General features: G+C 70.9%; 18 protein-coding genes. 10 read left to right on the plus strand and 8 right to left on the minus strand.

Features of this window, described 5'->3' with window-relative positions; genetic code table 11:
- Window positions 1-180 (plus strand): hypothetical protein (locus tag ACH34Q_RS46550; RefSeq protein WP_395989693.1); only part of this gene is annotated, 180 nt, incomplete at its 5' end.
- 332 nt (window positions 181-512) lie between these two features.
- Window positions 513-1076 (plus strand): dihydrofolate reductase family protein, encoded by a 564-nt coding sequence (locus ACH34Q_RS46555; RefSeq protein ID WP_395989694.1) that lies wholly within the window; start codon window positions 513-515, stop codon window positions 1074-1076.
- A gap of 99 nt (window positions 1077-1175) precedes the next feature.
- Here the strand turns inward: ACH34Q_RS46555 and ACH34Q_RS46560 are convergent, their stop codons facing one another.
- The gene (locus ACH34Q_RS46560) at window positions 1176-2000 is read right to left on the minus strand and encodes a DUF899 family protein (protein ID WP_395989695.1); all 825 of its coding nucleotides are present in this window, start codon (window positions 1998-2000) and stop codon (window positions 1176-1178) included.
- Between the two features lie 367 nt (window positions 2001-2367).
- On the opposite strand from ACH34Q_RS46560, the gene ACH34Q_RS46565 reads away from it, so the two are divergent.
- Window positions 2368-2874, plus strand: coding sequence for a hypothetical protein (locus ACH34Q_RS46565; RefSeq protein WP_395989696.1), 507 nt, complete (start codon window positions 2368-2370; stop codon window positions 2872-2874).
- 156 nt (window positions 2875-3030) lie between these two features.
- On the opposite strand, the gene ACH34Q_RS46570 is transcribed toward ACH34Q_RS46565, so the two are convergent.
- Window positions 3031-4617, minus strand: coding sequence for a serine/threonine-protein kinase (locus ACH34Q_RS46570; protein ID WP_395989697.1), 1587 nt, complete (start codon window positions 4615-4617; stop codon window positions 3031-3033).
- A gap of 214 nt (window positions 4618-4831) precedes the next feature.
- Here ACH34Q_RS46570 and ACH34Q_RS46575 point away from each other — a divergent pair, with 214 nt between their 5' ends.
- Window positions 4832-5782 (plus strand): alpha/beta hydrolase, encoded by a 951-nt coding sequence (locus tag ACH34Q_RS46575; RefSeq protein WP_395989698.1) that lies wholly within the window; start codon window positions 4832-4834, stop codon window positions 5780-5782.
- A gap of 119 nt (window positions 5783-5901) precedes the next feature.
- On the opposite strand, the gene ACH34Q_RS46580 is transcribed toward ACH34Q_RS46575, so the two are convergent.
- Together ACH34Q_RS46580 and ACH34Q_RS46585 are read right to left on the minus strand one after the other, a co-directional pair.
- The gene (locus ACH34Q_RS46580; RefSeq protein ID WP_395989699.1) at window positions 5902-7653 is read right to left on the minus strand and encodes a serine/threonine protein kinase; all 1752 of its coding nucleotides are present in this window, start codon (window positions 7651-7653) and stop codon (window positions 5902-5904) included.
- Window positions 7654-7832: 179 nt separating this feature from the next.
- On the minus strand, window positions 7833-8492 hold the full coding sequence (locus ACH34Q_RS46585; protein WP_395989700.1) for a TetR family transcriptional regulator: 660 nt from the start codon (window positions 8490-8492) through the stop codon (window positions 7833-7835).
- 362 nt (window positions 8493-8854) lie between these two features.
- Here ACH34Q_RS46585 and ACH34Q_RS46590 point away from each other — a divergent pair, with 362 nt between their 5' ends.
- The 3 genes from ACH34Q_RS46590 (at window position 8855) to ACH34Q_RS46600 (ending at window position 13270) form a co-directional block, all read left to right on the plus strand.
- On the plus strand, window positions 8855-9127 hold the full coding sequence (locus ACH34Q_RS46590; RefSeq protein ID WP_395989701.1) for a hypothetical protein: 273 nt from the start codon (window positions 8855-8857) through the stop codon (window positions 9125-9127).
- Window positions 9128-9441: 314 nt separating this feature from the next.
- Window positions 9442-9717, plus strand: a complete 276-nt coding sequence (locus ACH34Q_RS46595; RefSeq protein WP_395989702.1) for a DUF6504 family protein — start codon at window positions 9442-9444, stop codon at window positions 9715-9717.
- A gap of 7 nt (window positions 9718-9724) precedes the next feature.
- Complete coding sequence (locus ACH34Q_RS46600) at window positions 9725-13270, plus strand: DNA polymerase III subunit alpha (RefSeq protein WP_395989703.1); 3546 nt, start codon at window positions 9725-9727, stop codon at window positions 13268-13270.
- 43 nt (window positions 13271-13313) lie between these two features.
- On the opposite strand, the gene ACH34Q_RS46605 is transcribed toward ACH34Q_RS46600, so the two are convergent.
- The 4 genes from ACH34Q_RS46605 to ACH34Q_RS46620 form a co-directional block, all read right to left on the minus strand.
- Window positions 13314-13982 (minus strand): DUF4328 domain-containing protein, encoded by a 669-nt coding sequence (locus ACH34Q_RS46605; protein ID WP_395989704.1) that lies wholly within the window; start codon window positions 13980-13982, stop codon window positions 13314-13316.
- A 161-nt stretch (window positions 13983-14143) separates the two neighbouring features.
- A complete protein-coding gene (locus ACH34Q_RS46610) occupies window positions 14144-14473 on the minus strand; it encodes a hypothetical protein (protein WP_395989705.1) in 330 nt (109 codons plus the stop codon).
- 110 nt (window positions 14474-14583) lie between these two features.
- Window positions 14584-15231, minus strand: a complete 648-nt coding sequence (locus ACH34Q_RS46615) for a response regulator (protein ID WP_395989706.1) — start codon at window positions 15229-15231, stop codon at window positions 14584-14586.
- 137 nt (window positions 15232-15368) lie between these two features.
- Window positions 15369-16550 carry a sensor histidine kinase gene (locus tag ACH34Q_RS46620; RefSeq protein WP_395989707.1) on the minus strand — a complete coding sequence of 394 codons (1182 nt, stop codon included), beginning with the start codon at window positions 16548-16550 and terminating at the stop codon, window positions 15369-15371.
- Window positions 16551-16888: 338 nt separating this feature from the next.
- On the opposite strand from ACH34Q_RS46620, the gene ACH34Q_RS46625 reads away from it, so the two are divergent.
- The 3 genes from ACH34Q_RS46625 to ACH34Q_RS46635 all read left to right on the plus strand — a co-directional run bounded on the left by ACH34Q_RS46625 (window position 16889) and on the right by ACH34Q_RS46635 (window position 19094).
- Entirely contained in the window at window positions 16889-17119 is a 231-nt protein-coding gene (locus tag ACH34Q_RS46625) for a hypothetical protein (protein WP_395989708.1), read from the plus strand.
- 219 nt (window positions 17120-17338) lie between these two features.
- Complete coding sequence (locus ACH34Q_RS46630) at window positions 17339-18127, plus strand: methyltransferase domain-containing protein (RefSeq protein WP_395989709.1); 789 nt, start codon at window positions 17339-17341, stop codon at window positions 18125-18127.
- Window positions 18128-18287: 160 nt separating this feature from the next.
- Window positions 18288-19094 (plus strand): alpha/beta fold hydrolase, encoded by an 807-nt coding sequence (locus tag ACH34Q_RS46635; RefSeq protein ID WP_395989710.1) that lies wholly within the window; start codon window positions 18288-18290, stop codon window positions 19092-19094.
- Window positions 19095-19203: the final 109 nt, after the last annotated feature.

The following is a 19203-nucleotide window of genomic DNA, read 5'->3' on the forward strand; positions in this document are numbered from 1 at the left end:
CACCTCGATCTGCGCACGCTCGGCACTGGTAAGACGACGTCCTGGCACAACAAGATCCTTTCAAAGACCTCGTTGCAACAGACACTAGAGACCACCCATGGCCAGAGGCGAACACGCCACGAGTCAATGGAAGGGGGCGGCATGGCGATCGGCCATGCCTCGGCGTTGAGCCACGAGTAGGAGAGCGCCGCCAGGCCCGGTCGGGGCCAGTGACCTTCTGGTATGTGAAGACCGTGTCGAGGACATGCGCTGTAAGGTCCTTGATCACGGCCGTTATGAACTCCGGCCCTTGGCACCGGGACTGCTGGGCCAGAGTGCCGGACCAGTCGGCGCGCCGTGCGGACCTGCCCGCGTTGCAGGACGTGCATCATGCCGGAGACCAACACGTGGCGATCTGCTGCCACGACTGCGGAAGCTAACGCTTTTCCTGCGGGAATGCGGCGGGACCGATGAGTTTCCGGCGGGTGCCGTCGGGGTGTCAGAGATATCGGCTGTCAGGGATGGGTGCAGGAATGAGAGACCTGGTCGTTACGGAGAACGTCACGCTGGACGGTGTCGTCGAGGCGACGGGGGGATGGTTCGACCAAGCGAACGATGCGGGCGTCGACCAGTCGGACATCGTGGCGGCACTCGGTGAGCAGACGCAGGCGGCGGACGCCTTTCTCACCGGGCGGAAGACGTTCGAGGACATGCGGGGCTACTGGACGAAGCAGACGGATGACACCACGGGGGTCAGTGACTACCTCAACACGGTGTCGAAGTACGTCGTCTCCAGCACGATGGGCGATCCGGAGTGGGCGAACAGCACCGTGCTGAGAGGCCCGCTCGCGGAGGAGATAACGGCGCTGAAGTCCTTGCCGGGCAAGGACATCGTCACGACGGGCAGCATCACGCTCGTGCGGAGCCTCATCGCGGCGGGGCTCGTCGATGAATACCGGCTGTTCGTCTATCCCGTGGTGCTGGGGCGCGGTGAGCGGCTCTTCGAGGGGTTCGAGGTGGCGGAGGTTCCGGCTCTGCGGCTGGTGGAGACGCGGCCGTTCCGGTCCGGGGTGGTGCTGCTCAGGTATCGCCACTGAGCGGGTCGGCACTGAACGGGCCAGCACTGAGCGGGCCCGGCACTGAACGGGCCCGGCGGTGGTCGTGCCGCCGGGCCCGCGATGGCTACCTCATGCAGCTCAGTGACAGTTGTGAGGCCCGGGCGCTGTTCCTGTCTCCGCGGTTCCGAGGTCGTCGGAGTGTCCGGCGTGGATCCGCGGCCACTGGGAGGTGGGACGTCCGTTGGTCCGCATGTGTGCCGACTCCCTGTCGATCTGCGGTTGCGGCCAGCCGGAGGGCGAGTCCTCCCACGGCTCCTGGCGCCCGTACACGGTGAGGTCCATGAGCGCGTTGCTGTAGTCCATCGCCTCCACGCCACGGCGCGTCGTCCAGTAGGTCTCGAAGACGCGGTCGCCTTCCCGCACGTAGCACACCAGATGCATCAGGCCGGGTTTGCGACCGACGAGGAGCGCGTCGAGGGAGGGCTGTGCCGAGTACCACGGCATGTCCCAGCCCATGAAGTCGCGATAGCGCACGCTTTCGTCGTAGGACACCTGGGCATCGCTCGGTCCGAACGCGGTGTTGCGGCCCTGGCCGAAGACTGCGTAGGTGATGTCACGGGAGTGCAGGTAGGACAGCTCGCGGGCCTGGCTGAGGAACATCGTGCAGCCCTCGCACTGCTCGGGCGCGGGCTGGCCGGGCCACCACATGAAGTAGTAGGCGATGAGCTGTCGACGTCCTTCGAACGCGTCCAGCAGGGTCACCGGCCCGTTCGGTCCGATCAGCTCAAGGCCGGCGTCCACCTCCACCATGGGCAGGCGCCGGCGGGCCGCCGCGATCGCGTCACCTTCGCGGGTATGGGCCTTCTCCCGAACCCGCAGCGCGTCCACGTCGGCCTGCCAGGTGTCCCGGTCGACGACCGGCGGCAGCGCGGAGGTGTCGTTGTTCCTCGAATCATCGTTCACGATCGTCTCCTGGATCCAGTCGTGACGTGCGTGGTGCCTCCCCGAGGGCACGCGGGTCGTTGCGGCTCCCGGTCGGGCCCGATGGGTCCTCATCATCCTCGTGCCGCGGATGAGAAACCCTCATCGACCAGGATGCGACCGCACGGTCTCACGGACATACCCAACTCGAAACGACATGCGCGCATCGCCGCAACACAGCAGGGCGAACGTCGCCTGAAGCGGCACTAGGGCGTGTCCCGTGGATCGGGATGCGGCCTGTGGATTGGGATGCGGCGCCTTCACGCGTCGATAAACGATGTCGGCTATTGACTGTTCGGCGGTCCGCGCCTAGATTTACGACATCGCTTATTGGGTGAAGGGATGGGTCATGGCCAGGCAGATGGTGTACCGGTACGGCTCAGATCGCGTCTCTCCCGGCGAGGCCGTGGGCTGGTTCGACCCCGACCGTGCAGAGGCTTTCGTGGAGGTCGGTGCTGTCACCGACGAGCAGTACGCCCAGTGGCAGCGCAAGGGCAAGGGCGGCATCCGCGGCATCCGCGAGACGCTGCACCGTACCGAGTCCGGACGCTGGGTACTGCGACGCGACTACCTCGATGGTCCGCAAGGGCCCGAAACGACGTGGGAATTCGTGGACCGCGATGACGACGCCGTCGACTGGCTGACTCGAAACGGGCACGAGCAGGCCCTCCCGCGCGTGCTTCCCGACCTGCCCGCCGAGACGGGGCCGGGCCGGCCCGAGATCGGCGGCCGGGTCCAGGTGCGTCTTGGAGAACTGTTGCCGCAGGTGGACCGCTATGCCGACCACCATGGCATGGCTCGGGCCGAGGCGGTGCGGATCCTGGTCGGCATCGGCTTGAAAGAAAGCGACACCTGACCGAGTCGCAACGATCACCGATCCCGGTCGGGTGACGGGTGACGGGTGGCGCAGCCAGATGCGGACCGAGGCGATGTCGACGGCCGGTCAAGCCGGGTACCGGCCGCGTGCCGATGGGTGCGGATCAAGAGCCTCATCACGATCCTGGGCCACGTCCTAGTCCAGGATCTCGGCGAGCTCGAAGTCGTCGAACTCGGTACGGAACGTGACGGAGCCGGTCTCCTGGGCGACGATCATGCCGACGTTCCCCCTGGGGAGTGGATTGTCGGTGTCGGTGATGTCGGCGGCCTGCTCACCGTTCAGCCAGAGCCGCAGGCGGACGTCGCCGCCGTCCTGTTCGCAGGCGATCTGGAGGCGGTTGGTGTCCTTCTTGACGCCGTCCAGCCTGCCCGTACGGAGGAGTTCCTTGGTTCCGCGGTCCTTGGTCGCGCGGCGGATCACGGCGCCCTCGCCGTCGCGCCGGACGAGGAAGCGGTAGCCGCTGGCGCCGTCGTCGCCGTACCGCTCCCGGCAGATCAGGCCGTACATGCCGTAGGCGGGTCCCTCGGAGACCTTCACGCTCGCGGAGGCCAGGATCGACGCGGGCATCTTGTCGTCCAGGATGGGGGACAGTTGGAACTTCATGCCGCCGCTCGTGTCGAGCCCGTAGGCGCTGCCGTTGTAGCCGTAGCCCAGTATCGAGACGTACGTCCCGCCGCTCCAGCCCGAACCGATGTCGGAGAAGTTGTCGGAGAAGATGCTGCGTGTGTTGTCCGGCGGGCCGCTCGAGCCGGTGAGCGCGTACACGGCCGTGCCGCCGAGGAGGACCGCCAGTACGGCCGCGCCCACGCCGAGCAGGAGGGGACGGCGGGAACGGCGGCGCACCGCCTCCGCGCGGGTGGGTTCCGCGACGGGCATCGTCATCTGCTCGGGTACGGGCATGGTCGGCGGCGGTTGCCGGCGGCCGGTGAGGCGGGTCAGGAGGTCCTGGGTGGTGGGGCGCTTGGCGGGGTCCTTGTCGAGCGCGGCGGCGACCACGTCGTGCAGGGCCGGGTCGAGGCCGTCCAGGACGGGCGGCTCGGACATCACGCGCCGCATGATGGCGGGGATCGTCGTGTCGCCGAACGGCGGGCGTCCCGTACTGGCGAACGCGATGACGCAGCCCCAGGCGAAGATGTCGGCGGCCGGGGTGAGGTCCTCGCCGCGGAAGATCTCGGGCGCCATGTACGTCGGGGTCCCGACGAACTGCCCGGTACGGGTGGGGCCGTCGACGGCGTCGAGCGCGCGGGCGATGCCGAAGTCGATGACACGGGGTCCGGTGGAGGACAGCAGCACGTTGGCGGGCTTGAGGTCGCGGTGCACGATACCGGCGTCGTGGATGGCGCCGAGCGCGGTCGCGATGCCGACGGCCAGGCCTTCCAGGCTCCCGCCGTGCAGGGGACCGCGTTCCCGTACGGTCTCGTCCAACGTCGGGCCGTCGACGTACTCGGTGACGACGTACAGCGGCTCACCGTCGAGCCGGGCGTCCAGAACGGGCGCGGTGCAGAAGCGGCGCACCTGGCGGGCGGCGGTCACCTCGCGGCGGAAGCGCTCGTGGAACGCCGGATCGTCGGACAGTTCCACGTTGATGACCTTGACCGCGACCGGGCGGCCGCCGGTGTCCTCGCCCATGAAGACGGTGCCCATGCCGCCGCGGCCGAGCCGGCCGGTGATCCGGTACGACCCGAGTTGCCGCGGGTCGGTCTGGCGCAAGGGGCTCGGCATCAGGTCGGCTCCTGGGGGGAGAAGGGGGTCCTTAGATTTCCAGCCGTGCGCGGCCGCTTCAAGGCGAACAGAATTTCAAGGCGAACAGGGGTTCAAAACGAGCAGGGTTCAGAGCGAGCAGGGGTTCAAGCGAGCAGGGGTTCAGGGCGAACGGGGCTTCAGGGCGAACGGGGGCCAAGGCGGCTAGGTTGGTCCGGGCCGATCGGGAGGATTCATGGACGTGACGACGGATGTGCTGGGGCCGGAGTACGAGGCGATCGAGCTTCCCCTGGGGCAGGACTCCGAGGGCGAGGTCGTGGCCACGCTCGTACGGCGCAGGGGGAGCGAGCGTGGGCGGCGGGCGGTGCTGTACGTCCATGGCTACATCGACTACTTCTTCCAGAAGCACCTCGCCGACTTCTATGTCGAGCGGGGCTTCGACTTCTATGCCTTGGACCTGCGCAAGTACGGGCGTTCGCTGCGTCCCCATCAGACGGCCAACTTCGTCCACAGCCTCAGCGACTACTTCCCCGAGATCGATGAGGCGGTACGGATCGTACGGGAGGAGGACGGGCACGATGTCCTTCTTCTGAACGGTCACTCCACCGGCGGCCTGGTCGCGTCCCTGTGGGCGGACCGCGTGAAGGGGCAAGGGCTGGTGGACGGGGTCTTCCTCAACAGCCCGTTCCTGGACATCAACGAGCCGCTGGTGATGCGGAAGCTCGGCGCGGGCCTGGCCAGGATGCTGGGACGGCGCTTCCCCTCGGCCAAGCTGCCGGCGGGCGTCTCCGACCTCTACCCGCGCAGCATCCATCGCGATCACGAGGGGGAGTGGGAGTTCGACCTGGAGTGGAAGCCCCTGCTCGGCTTTCCGGTACGGGCCGCGTGGCTGGCGGCCGTACGGCGCGGGCAGCTCCGCCTGCACGGCGGGCTCGACATCGACGTGCCCGTCCTGGTGATGTCGTCGGACCGCAGCGTGAAGCCCAAACCAGGCGTGGCGGACCTGACGAGTGCCGACGCCGTCCTGGACGTGGAGCACATGGCCCGCTGGGCACCCCGGCTCGGGCGGCATGTCACGCTCGTCCGGATCCAGGGCGGTATCCATGACCTGGTGCTGTCCGCCAAGCCGGCCAGAGAGCAGGTCTTCACCGAACTGGACCGCTGGATGACCGGCTACCTGAGCTGATAGCGCGCGTTGATAGCAGGGGCTGACCGCACGGGCCGGCCGCCTGGCTGACCGCACGGGCCGGCCGCCCGAGATCCCCTCCGGTACCGCCCGAGCCGGCCCGCGAGGCCGGCCGGGCGTCAGTCGAGGATCTTGGACAGGTCGAAGTCGTCGAAGTCGGCGGTGATCTGCTGGGCCGCGTTGCCGCCGCGTTCGACGGCGATGCCGGCCCAGCCGTGGGCGAGCGGCTGGTCGGCGTCGGTCTCGTCGAGGACCTGGTCGCCGTTCACCCACAGCCGCAGCCGGACCTCCTTGCCGTCCTTGTCCGGCTCGCAGGCGATCTGCAGGTCGTTGACGCCCTCGTCGTCGAGGCTGGACACCGAGTCGACGTTGGCGAGTTCCTTGGTGCCCTTCGCGCCCGCGACCTTGCGGAGCAGCGCGCCCTTGCCGTCCTTGCGGACGAGGAACGTGTACTGCGTCTCGCCGTCGTTGTTGCCCCGGCAGGTCATGCCGTACCGGCTGTCGGGGGTCCCCTGGACGACGTTGACGTTGACGCTGACCAGCATGCGCTCGGGGATCTGCGTCGCCGAATCCTTCGGGAGCCACTGGACGCGCAGGCTCTCCGAGGTGCTGGTCTCCATGCGGTATCTGCTGTCCTTATAGCCGTACTGGCTGGTGAAGGTCGAGCCGTCCCAGCCGGATTCGTTGTTGGAGAAGTCGTCGGCGAACGAGGTGGCGAGGTTCTCCGGCGGCCCGTTCCCGCCGAGCACGGCGAAGAGGGCCACGGTGCCCAGGACCAGGGCGGCGACGGCGCCCGCCCCGATGCCCAGGCTCTTCTTCGGCAGCCCGCCGCCGCGACGGGGAGGCTGCGGAGCGTCGCCGCGCGTGGGAAGGGAACCGGGCGGCTGCATGACCGTCTGCGGCGCACCGCCCTGCGGGTACGTCGGCCCCGTCGAACCAGGGCCGGCATGCGAGGGGCCGGCAGGAGAGCCGGCATGAGGCGAGCCGGTGGGAGAGTGCCACGCGGCCTGTACGGTCTCGGCGAGCCGCGCCGGATCGGGCTGGGCGTGGCCGACGAGGCGTCCCAGCACTTCCTGTACGGACGGCCGCTTGCCCGGGTCCTTGTCGAGTGCGGCGGCGACCACGTCCCGCAGCGCCGGGTCGAGCCCGTCGAGCTTGGGCGGGTCGTGCGCCACCCGGTAGAAGATCTCCGGAACGGTGTTGCCCGCGAACGGGGCGCGTCCCGTACCGGCGTAGGTCATCACGCAGCCCCACGCGAACACGTCGGAGGCGGACGTGACCGGCTCGCCGCGCAGCAGTTCGGGCGGCAGGTAGTTGGGCGTGCCGACGAACTGCCCGGTACGGGTGGGACCGTCGGTGGCGTCGAGCGCGCGGGCGATCCCGAAGTCGATCACGCGCGGGCCGGTGGAGGACAGCAGCACGTTGGCGGGCTTGAGATCGCGGTGCACGATCCCGGCGCCGTGAATGGCGGCCAGCGCGGTCGCCATCCCGACCGCCAGGCCCTCCAGGTCGGAACCGGACAGCGCGCCCCGTTCGGCGACCGCGTGCTCCAGGCTGGGGCCCTCGATGTACTCGGTGACGACGAACAGCGGATCGTGGTCGAGCTCGGCGTCCAGCACCGGCGCCGTGCAGAACCGGCGCACCTGCCGGGCCGAGGTCACCTCGCTCCGGAACCGCTGGCGGAACGACTCCTCGCTGGCCAGCTCCCGGTTGATCACCTTGACGGCGACCCGGCCGCCCGCCGCGTTCTCGCCCAGGAAGACCGTACCCATGCCGCCTCGGCCGAGCCGTGAGAGCAGCCGGTAGCCGCCCAGCTGCCGCGGATCTTCGGGCCGGAGGGACTCGGAGTTCTCTCCTACACGCATGGTCATGCTTTTCCTGGGGTCGGGGGGTATCTGTGGGTCAAGGGCATCTGTCCGGAAACCTTAGCGGCACCGCGGAACGCGCGCGCTCAGAGCCCGCCGGTCCGTTCCGCTCCGGTCACGGAGTGCGTTCCGCTCAGGTTACGGAGTGCGTTCCGTTCCGGCCACGGAGTGTGTTCCTCGGCGGCTCAGATCCAGCCGGGAAGGCCGTCGCGGGCGGTCGCCATGGTGTTCTCGACCCGGGAAGCGATCTCGGCGGGCTCCCACACGTTGTGCCGGGCGCAGTCCTCGAACGCCACCCGGATGGCGGCGCTGTGGAAGGCGACGATCAGGTGCGGCCGGATGTCGTCGGCCGGATCGACGCCCTCCCGCTGGGCGACCAGCTGGGCGAGGTCGTGCTCGGCCGCCGAGATCCGCGCCATCTGCGCGGCCACCAGGGACGGGTTCGCGTCGATCACCTTGCGCACCGTACGGAACCTGGCGCTGTCGGCCGGGTCGCTCTCGGCGATGCCCGACAGCACGGTACGCAGTGCCTCGAAGAGCGCGGTGAGCGGGCGCTCCCCGGCCGGCCGGGCGGCCAGGGACTCCAGCATGATCTGGTCGTGTTCCGCCAGGAGCCCGATGACCAGGTCCTCCTTGGTGGCGAAGTAGCGGAAGAACGTGCGCTGGGACACCGGTACGGCGGCGACGATCTCGTCGATGGTCGTCGCCTCGTACCCCTTGCGCTGGAACAGGTCGAGCGCGGCGTCGATGAGCGCCATCCGGGTCTGCCGCTTCTTGCGCTCGCGCCGTCCGTGCCCGGCGCACGGGCCGGGCAGGTCGCGGCCGGTGGGGGCGGCCTCGGTCATCGGCGGTCCCGGGTCATCGGCGGAACTCCTTCTACGGGGGCCGGATGGCCTTCTGCGGGGGCGGATGGCAGGGCGCATGCCTGCGGCGCCTGCCCAACAGCCTTATCCAAACAAGGGGTGTATCACGGAAGGCTCCCGCCTGGACGCCGGTGCGCGTAAGCATGTCATCACTGTTGGTAACGACCGATCGCGGAGAGTGAGGGAAGGAAATACCTCGCCCCACCTTCCCGGATTACCCGAGGTGATCACTTGTCGCGGGCCATCCTGGTCAGTGGTCACCGTTCGTCGCCGGCCGAGCGCGACTCGTCATGGGGTGGCCGCGACCTCCACACCCGGGACCTTCACCCTTGAGGCGGATGATCGTGTCTGTAGTAGGTGCGCAGGAATTCGCCGAGGTACGGCGCCATCATCTCGCGGCGCTCGCGTACGAGGCCGAGGCGCGCGGGCTGCGCTGGCGGCTGGCCGGCCCCGAGGAGTCGGTGCTGTCGGTCCACGGGCCACGGTCCCGCCGTCAGGTCATGGTCGTGGCCACCCCCGCCCGCGGCGGCTGGAGCTACCTGTGGACCGGCGGCGGGATCGCCGACGTGGCCGATGTCGCGCGCGTCGCGGACCGCCTGGTCCGGCTGCTGTCCTGACCCCCGACGCCTGTTCCCAGTGACCGTGCTTCCAACGACCCGTTCCCCACTGACCCCTGTTTCCAGTGGTCCGTTCCCGGCGATCCCTGTTTCCGGTGGTCGTGTCTCCAGTGACCCTGCTTCCGGGTGGCCCGTGTTCCTAGTGACCTGACCTGCGCTTTTCTGTGAGCGGTACGGCGAGATCCGTACCGGCCCCGCCTTGCTTCCCGGGTCCCGGCTTCCCTAGACTCGGTAGCGAACACATGTTCGAATGATGGGCCGCATGCCTTCTTCCCCCGTGCGGTGATCGAGAGCACATAGGGCGGGGGAAGCAGATGACGCGCGTGTTCGGCGACCCGGTGGACGTCTGGGTGACCGACGGGCGCCCGGCCCGGTTCGTCTGGCGGGAACGGCTCTACACCGTTCGGCGGGTCCTGGAGCACTGGGTGACCACCCGCGACTGGTGGCGCGAGCAGGAGCCCGAGTCCGACGTCACCGGCGAGCGGGAGTTCTGGCGGGTCGAGGCCACCCCGGACCGGGAGATCGGGGTCTACGAGCTGCGCTACGACGCGGTGAGCGACGCCTGGACGCTCTCCCGGGTGTGGGATTGAGGCGCCCGTGCACCTGCATGTCGCCTCCTCCTACTCGCTGCGCCACGGCGTCGCGCCTCCGCGCGCGCTCGCCGAGCGCGCGGCCGAGTTGGGCATGGAGACACTCGCCCTGACCGACCGCGACGGCCTGTACGGCGCGGTCAAGCACGTCCGGGCCTGCCGGTCCGCCGGAATCCGTCCCGTCCTGGGCGCCGACTGCGCCCTGGCCGGCGATGGAGACCGGGCGAGCGACGGAGATCGGGCGGGTGACAGGGACCGGGCGGGCGACAGGGACCGGGCGGGCGACGCGGACCGGGTGGTGGTGCTGGCCACCGGGCGGGTGGGCTGGGGGTCGCTGTGCCGGCTGATCACGGCCTCGCACCTGGCCGGTGGACGGGGCCGGCCGGAGGCGAGCAGGAAGCTGATCGGGACGCATGCCGAGGGGCTGGTGGTGCTGCTCGGCCCGCGCTCGGACGTCGGACGCGCGATCGCCGCGCGGCGGCCCGATCTGGCGGCGGCGCGGCTGGCGGCCTGGCGGGAGACGGCCGAGGTCATGATCGAGATCGTGAACCACCAGGGCAAGGGGGACGGGTACCGGGCGGCGCGGATGCTCGCGCTGGCCCGCGAGGCCGGTGTTCCCGCGGTGCTGGGGAACGCGGTGCGCTATCTCGACTCGGCCGACCACCCGGTCGCGCAGGTCCTGGACGTGGCGCGCCGCCTCGTACCGCTGCACCGGCGGCACCTCGACGACCTGACCGGCCAGGCCTATCTCAAGCCGGTCGAGGAGATGCGCCGGGTCGCCGAGCTCGGCTGCGGGCGCGAGGCCGCGGCCGAGCTGCTGGCCGAGACGCGGCGCCTGTCCGAACGCTGCGCCCTCGATCCCGGCCCCGACCTCGGCATGGACCGGGTGCACCTGCCCGACGCGGGGGACGACCCGTACGGGCGGTTGATCACCCGCTGCGAGGACGGGCTCGTCCGGCGCGGGCTGGACCGTTCGGCCGAGGCGGCCGGACGGCTGGCGCACGAGCTCGGCATCATCGCCCGCAAGGGGCTGGCCTCGTACTTCCTCACCGTCGCCGACGCCGCCGCGCTGATCCGCTCGCTCGGCATCCGCTGCTCGATCCGCGGCTCGGGCGCCGGCAGCCTGGTCAACCACCTGATCGGGATCAGCGACGTGGACCCGCTCCGGCACGACCTGGTGATGGAGCGCTTCCTGGCCGACAGCCGTCCCGGCCTGCCCGACATCGACCTGGACGTGGAGTCGGCGCGGCGGCTGGACGCCTACCGGGCGCTGTTCGACCGGTACGGGGCCGGCAGCGTCGCCTGCGTCTCGATGATGGAGACCTACCGGGCGCGCAGCGCGATCCGCGACGTGGGCGGCGCGGTCGGGCTGCCGCCGCAGGAGATCGACGTGATCGCCAAGGCGTTCCCGCGGGTCAGGGCCAGGCAGATCCGTACGGCCCTGCACGAGCTGCCGGAGCTGCGGCAGAGCAACCTCGCGCACGGGCGCCTGGAGGTGCTGTTCCGGATCGCCGAGCGGCTGGACGGGCTGCCCCGCCACATCGCGATGCATCCCTGCGGCGTCCTGCTGTCGAACGCGACGCTGCGCGACCGTACGCCGGTCGAGGAGAGCCTGCTGGGCTTTCCCATGAGCCAGTTCGACAAGGAGGACGTCGAGGCGATGGGGCTGCTCAAGCTCGATGTCCTCGGCGTGCGGATGCAGTCGGCGATGGCGCACGCGGTCGCGGAGGTGGACCGTACGGGGAAGGGGAAGGGGAAGGGGAAGGGGGAGGGGCTGGGCGAAGGGCTGGGACTCGACCTGGAGAGCGTGCCGCACGACGACGAGCCCACGTACGAGATGATCCGTACCTCCCGCACGCTGGGCTGCTTCCAGATCGAGTCGCCGGGACAGCGCGAGCTGGTGGGCAAGCTGCAGCCGCGCACGTTCGCCGATCTGATCATCGACATCTCGCTGTTCCGCCCCGGGCCGGTCAACTCCGACATGGTCAGCCCGTTCCTGGAGTCGCGGCACGGAAGGCGCGAGCCCGCGTACCCGCATCCCGACCTCGAACCGGCCCTGCGCGAGAGCCTCGGCGTGGTCGTCTTCCACGAGCAGGTCCTGCGCGTCTTCGACACGATGACCGGCTGCGGCCTCTCCGACGCCGAGGCGGCGCGGCGCGCGCTCTCGTCCGAGGAGGGGCAGGCGGAGGTCGGCGAATGGTTCCGCGAGCGGGCCCTGGCCCAGGGGTACGAGGAGTCCACGGTCGCTTCCGTATGGCGGATGCTGACGGCCTTCGGCGCGTTCGGCTTCTGCAAGGCCCACGCGGCCTCGTTCGCGCTGCCCACGTACCAGTCGGCCTGGCTGAAGCGCCATCATCCGGCGGCCTTCTACGCGGGAGTGCTCACCCATGATCCCGGCATGTACCCCAAGCGCGTCATCCTCGATGACGCCCGGCATTTCGGCGTCCCGATCCTGCCGCTGGACGTCAACCGCTCGGCCGCCGACTGGCGCGTCGAGGGCACCGGGATCCGGGTCGCGCTGGACGAGGTGCGCGGCATCAGCGACGCCGAAGTGGAACGGATCATCGCCGGCCGGCCCTATCCGTCCCTGACCGACTTCTGGCGCCGCGCCAAGGTCTCCCGCCCGACCGCCGAACGCCTCGTCCTGGCCGGCGGTTTCGACGCCCTGTACGGCCTGGAGATACCGCACGGCCTGGAGATACCGCACGGCGCGGAGGCGCCGCACAGCCGGGAGACGCCGCACGGCCCGGAGATGTCGCGGCGCGACCTGCTCTGCCGGGTCGGAGCGCTCGACCGGTCCACCGCGCGCCCGGCGATCGAGGGCCAGCTGCCGCTCACCGCCGACGCGTCGGGTCCCGATGGAACGGATCCCGACGCAACCGAGGCGGCCACCCTCGAAGACATCCCGGTCGGCGAGCTGCCGCCGATGACCCCGGGCGAGATGGTCGAAGCGGAGCTGGACATCCTGGGCATGGACGTCAGCCGCCACGTCCTGAGCTTCTACAAGGACCTGCTCGACCACCTCGGCGCCATCAGCGCCGCCGATCTCCCCGCCCACCGCCCGGCCGCCGGGAGCGGCGGCGAGGTCCTGGTCGCGGGCGTCAAGGTCGCCACCCAGACCCCGGCCGTACGGTCCGGGCAGCGCGTCATCTTCGCCACCCTCGACGACTCGACGGGCCCGGTCGACCTGGCCTTCTTCGAGTCCGTCCAGGACCGCTGCGCCGCCACCCTCTTCGGCTCCTGGCTCCTGCTCGTACGGGGCAGGCTCCGCCGCCCTGGAGCGCGCGCGGTCTCCGTGACCGCCACCGCCTGCTGGGACCTGGCGACCCTGAACGAGGCATGGCGGCATGGCGGCCCGGAAGCCCTGCGCGAGGCCATGGCCCGGGTACGGCCGGGTGGCACGCCGCAGCGGCCGGCCCGCCACATCACCTACGCCAACGGCTTCGCGATGTCCCCGTACTCCGACATCGGCCACGCGGGCGAGTCGGTCAAGCGCCCTCCGCGCCGCCTCTGGCACGCCAGCGACGGAAGCTCAGGCCCCAGCCTTCCGTAGCGCCCTGCCTTCCATAGCCCCTGCACGGCGCGAGGTGCTGGACTCAGCGCTGCAGGCGCGTGATCTCGAAGACGGTGGCCATGCAGAGGGCGGCGGCCAGGGCCTGGCAGGCGGTCGCGGCCACTCCCACATGGACGGAGAAGCGCGCATCGGCGAGCGTGTGCACGCCGCCGGCCATGAAGAGCTTGGCGAGGCCGACGCCGAGCAGCAGGAACGTCCACCAGCTGGTGACGATCACCGCGATGGAGTGCCGTTCGGCCGTCCGGAAGCGGCCGCTGGAGACCCACACGTCGTACACGACCCGGGGCGGGACCCACAGGTTGACCAGCGGGCAGAACCAGCCGGCCAGCGCCCAGACGCGGCGGTGGCGGTGCGGGCCACGCGACTGCCCGTACGCGCGCCACAGCCAGGCGAGATACAGCACGCCGGTCACCCCGGCCATGATGGTGCAGATCAGGAACACGTCGGAGTACGGGGCCAGGGCCGCGCCGGTACGGGCCGGGTCGTAGGTGTCGTGCGTGGCCCGGTGCAGGGGGTGGATGAGCCGGATCAGGCTGATGCCGGAGCCGAGCGCGATGAACGCGTTGAAGCCGAGCAGCATGAAGACGGCCACGCCGACCGCGCGGAAGTCCCGGCGCCGGTTCCACGCGCCGCAGGCCGGGCAGCGGGTCACCTCGGTCGGGATGATGTCGCCGCACAGTGCACACGGCATGATCCACCTCCGCGGGACGGCCCGGGCCCGTCTCGAAGGGCCGATGTCCGGATACTACGGACGTTTGACCATTCCCGCTTCGCGGGGGGTCAGTGCTGTTCGCCGTCAAAACCGGCCGCTGCCGAATTTGGTGGCAGGGGTTGGGGGGCAGGGTCGGGACGTCAGACGTGGAACACGGCGTGGGTGGCCGCCAGCACCATCGCGGTGGTGAGCGCCGCCCAGGCGGCCAGCCGGGGCAGCGTGCCGTACCGGATGAGCCGTTCCGGGCGGAAGCCGGTGACCAGGGCCAGCGACCACCACTCGGCGGTGAGCGCGATCGTGCCGTGCAGCGAGCCGAAGCCGATGATCGCGCACAGCAGCACCACGCCGGGTGCGGTCAGCGTGTGGGCGATCAGCGCCGGGCGGCCGCACGGCCCGCGGCGGAGCCCCGCGAGGATCACGCCCCATCCGGTGGCGGCGAGCAGCCACAGGGCCAGGATCGTCACGGGCACGCCGTTCCATGACTCGGGTACCAGTGCCGATCCCTTCGATCTCGATGACGGACGGGGTTCGATGACGGACGGGGCTCGATCGGGGACGGAGCCACGGACGGGGCGGCGCGTCAGCGCATCAGGCCGGATTCCCAGGCCCAGGCGGCGGTCTCGACGCGGTTGCGGGCACCGAGCTTGCGCTGGACGCTGCCCAGGTGCGTCTTCACGGTGGACAGCGACACGAACAACTCCCCGGCGATCTCGTCGTTGGTACGGCCGCGCGCCACGAGCCGTACGACGTCGAGCTCGCGGTCGGTGAGCGCCTCGCGGGGCGGTGTCGCGGGCGCGACCGGCCGGGCGAGCCGTTCCAGCAGCCGGACCGTGATCGAGGGGGAGACCAGCGAGCCGCCGTTGGCCGCCGCCCGGACGGCCTCCACCAGCAGGGCGGGACCGCTGTCCTTGAGCAGGAAGCCCACGGCGCCGCCGCGCAGCGCGCCGTAGACGTACTCGTCCATGTCGAACGTGGTGACGATCACGACCCGGAACGGGTCCGGTACGCCGGGACCGGCCAGCAGCCGGGTCGCCTCCAGGCCGTCCATCCCGGGCATCCGGATGTCGAACAGGCACACCTCGGGCCGCAGTCGCCGGGCCAGCTGCACCGCCCGGGTCCCGTCGGCGGCCTCCCCGACGACCTCCATCCCGGGCTGCGAGTCGATGATCATCCGGAATCCGGTCCGGACCATCTCCTGGTCGTCGGCGATCAGTACACGGATGGTCACGGCGCCGATTCTCTCAGGCCCCGGCCGATCTTTTCAGACCGCCCGCCGCCGCGTCCCACAGGCAGTTGTCTCGTGGCGAGTTCGCCCTTGGTGCCGCCCGTGGAGGCGAACACGCCACGAGTCAACGTAGGCGGTGGTCAGGGAACGACCGCGACGACCTCCCAGCCGCCCTCGGGCCGCGGCCCCGCGGTCAGCCGCCCGCCGATCGCTTCGACACGTTCGGTGAGCCCGGCCAGGCCGAACCCGCCGGACGGCAGGCGGTGGTGTCCACGCCCGCGCCCGTCGTCGCGTACGGAGACTTCGAGCGAGCCCTGACCGAGGCGGGTCACGGCGACGTGCACGGCGGTGGCGTCGGCCGCGTGCTTGCGCGCGTTGGTGAGCGCCTCCTGGACGACCCGGTGCACCGACGTCGCCACCTCGGGCGGGAGCGTACCGAGGCCGGGGTCCAGCGTCAGCGTCGCCGGCGGGTGGGTGAACCGGCCGACCAGCTCCCGTACCTGGCTCATGTCCCCGACGGGACGCCGCCCGGCCTCGCCGTCCTCCGCCAGAGCGCCCTGGCCGTCCTGGCCGTCCTGCGCTGTACGGAGCAGGCCGACCATGCGGCGCATCGAGGTCAGTGCCTCCGTACCGGCGGCCTCGATGTCGCCGAGCATCCGGTCGAGCCGTTCGGGATCCTGCGCGGCGCCCGTCCCGGCGATGAAGCGGGCCGCCTGGGCCTGGACGACGATGCCCGTCACGTGGTGGGCCACGAAGTCGTGCAGCTCCCGGGCGAGATCGAGCCGTTCGTCGCGGCGCGCGGACGACAGCGCCCTGGCCCGCCGCGCGTCGATCGCCCGCAGGTAGAGCCCGGTCCCGACGGCGATCGCCACCAGTACCGCCAGCGGGGCCGCGGACAGCAGCATCGCCATCTGGGAGGAGCGCAGGGGGAGTACCACGATCGCCCCCGCGCACAGCGTCGCCAGCGGTACCAGGCGTGCCCGGGGCGTGATCCAGACCACGCGGGCGATCAGGACCAGGAGCGCCGAGATCTCGATCAGCACGCTCGGACCGCCGACCGGGGCGCCGGTCATGATCGCCCATCCCGTCACCACCAGCGACGCGCCGCCGATGATGAGCGCCCACCGCTCCAGCCAGCGGGCCATCAGCGCGGCCACGGCCGCCAGCCCCGCGAGGACCACCTCGACCTGGCCGGACGGATTCAGCCCGACGGTGGCCACGCACAGCGTCAGATACAGGGCCGCGCAGCATCCCGCGGCGGCGCGGAACAAGCAGCCGCCCACCGACGGGATGCGGTCCAGCCGGGCGCCCCAATCGTCCATGACTCCGCAGGCTACGACCTCGTGCGGACCACCTGGATCGGCCATTCGGCCGATGGGCTTCGGCTCCGCTGCCGCGTTCGGCCAGGGACGTGGACGCCGGGTGAACGGATGTTCGAAGAAGTTCGATGCCGGGCGAAAATGTCAGTGTCGAACCGTAAGTTCGCAGCGTGATCCGGGGTACACCGGGGAAGAGATACACCAGGGGTAACGGGAACAACTCACGGGGAATAGGGATCGAACCGGAGAGCTTGTTCGGTGCGTACCTCCGGGTATCGCCCGTCCGGCGGAACGGCCCTCAGGGGGAGGGCGGTCCGCCGGTGCAGAAAGGGGTAGTGGCAGTGAGTGCAGCGACCGGCACGTTCCACATCTCTCACCCGCGGCTGTACGGACCCGCCGAGCGGACCGTCATCGAGCCGTGGCTCACCCAGCTCTCCCACCAGACGATGAACGCCTATGCCGAGCCGGCCGCCGTCGAGGCCGCCGCCGTGCTGACCATGGTCGAGTCCCTGCCCCTGGTGGAGTCCATGCCCGCGGCCGGGCGCCGTCGCGTTCTGGCCACGGCCGCCTAGCGCGGACACGGTCACACCCTGGCCGACGCCGAGTCCCCGTGCCACATCACCCGGCACGGGGACTCGGCGTTTTCATGGCCTGATCCCTGCGCGCCCACGCCCTGCATCTCACTATGGGCGTCTCGCATATTGATACACACTTCTCAAATAGTGAGCAGTCCTCGTAGGGTGACGGTCATCGGCCCCATGCGGTGCCCCCATGTGGAGAAGGTGATCCCGATGCCCTATGTCCATGGCCATCACACGACCGTTCTGAGCTCCCACCAGTGGCGCACGGTGGAGAACTCCGCCGCCTACCTGATCGAGCACCTGCGTCCCGGCGCCTCGCTCCTGGACGTGGGTTGCGGTCCCGGCACCATCACCGCCGGCCTGGCCGAACGCGTCGCCCCCGGGCCCGTGACCGGCATCGACTCGTCCGCCGACGTCCTGGACGAGGCGCGCCGTACGACCGGCGGGCTGACCAACGTCGAGTTCTCCGCCGCCGATGTGCACGCCCTGGACTTTCCCGACGGCACGTTCGACATCGTGCACGCCCACCAGGTCCTGCAGCACGTCCCCGACCCCGTACAGGCGCTGCGCGAGATGCGCCGGGTATGCCGGCCCGGCGGCATCGTCGCCGCCCGCGACGCCGACTTCGGCACCATGGCCTGGTACCCGAGCCCGCCCGGCATGGACGCCTGGCGTCCCATCTACTACAAGACCGCACGCGAAGGCGGCGGCGAGCCCGACGCAGGCCGCCGCCTGGTGGCCTGGGCGCGCGAAGCGGGCTTCACCGACGTCACCGCAGGCGCCTCCGCCTGGTGCTACTCCACCCCGGAGGAGCGCGAGTGGTGGAGCGAGTCCTGGGGCGGCCGCATGCTGCGCTCGACCGTGGCCGAACGTGCCATCGCCGGCGGCCACGCGACCCGCGCCGAGCTGGAAGAGGTCTACGCGGGCTGGAAGGCCTGGGCCGCCGCCGAGCACGGCTGGTACTCGGTCACCCACGGCGAGATCCTCTGCCGCGCCTGACTCGTTCCGCCGCGGGCGTTGTGCGGCGCGAGCGTGGCGTGGCCGGAAACGGCAAGGTACCGAGCGAGACTTTCCCGGGTGTCTAGCGTCGTCCGCAGGCGTATCGGCGCGAGCCCGCGGGCGGGTGCGAGCCTGCGGGCGGGTGGGGAAGGGGCGTCAGATGATCAAAGAGGTCGCCACCTCGCTGGGAAGGATCGCGGTGGCGGTGGAAGGCGAGGGCCCGCCGGTCCTGCTGCTGCACGCCAATCCCGGGTGCCACCGGGACTACGACGCGGTGATCCCGGCGCTGGCCCAGCGGTACGCGACGTACGCCGTCGACTGGCCCGGGTACGGGGGATCGGCGCGGCCGGGGGAGTCGCTGTCGGCGATGGCGTACGCGCGGGTGCTGCCGGAGATCGTCACCGGGCTCGGGCTCGACCGGGCCGCGGTGATCGGCAACAGTGTCGGCGGGTACGCGGCGGCCCGGCTGGCGATCGAGCATCCGGACCGCGTGACGGCGCTGGTACTGGTCAACAGCGGCGGGTTCAGCGCGCTGAACCCGGCCAGCCGCGGCTTCATCCGGGTGATGGGCACCGACACGGCGATGCGGCTGCTGGCCGGCCGGCTGCCCCGGTTCTACCTGCGCCGCCGCACGCCCGCGGTACGCGAGATCATCGCCCGGGACACCGCCCGCCGCCGGGACCCGGCCGCCAACGCGGTCGCCGCGGCCCTGTGGCGCAGCTTCGCCGCACCCGAGCACGATCTGCGGTCCCGCGCGGCCGCGATCATCGCTCCGACGCTGCTGGTGTGGGGAAGCCGCGACCCGATGGTGGGCATGGACGCCTCCGGCGTACGCAGGGCGATGCCCAAGGCGACCTGGCGGGCCCTGCCGACCGGGCACGCCCCGTTCGCCGAGGCGCCCGAACGCTTCCTCGGTGCCGTCCTGCCGTTCCTGGACGCCGCGACCGTGCCGATCGCCGACCAGTAGCGCGAAATCCCCGGACAATCGCGAAATCCCCGGACAATAGGGAGGGGCGGCCCGGCCGGCGCCGGGCCGCCCCACCCGACGCCCCGGGCGTGGGGTGGCACCCCCGGTG

It is taken from the genome of Actinomadura sp. 9N407 (assembly GCF_044326315.1).
In the GTDB taxonomy this organism is placed as follows: domain Bacteria; phylum Actinomycetota; class Actinomycetes; order Streptosporangiales; family Streptosporangiaceae; genus Spirillospora.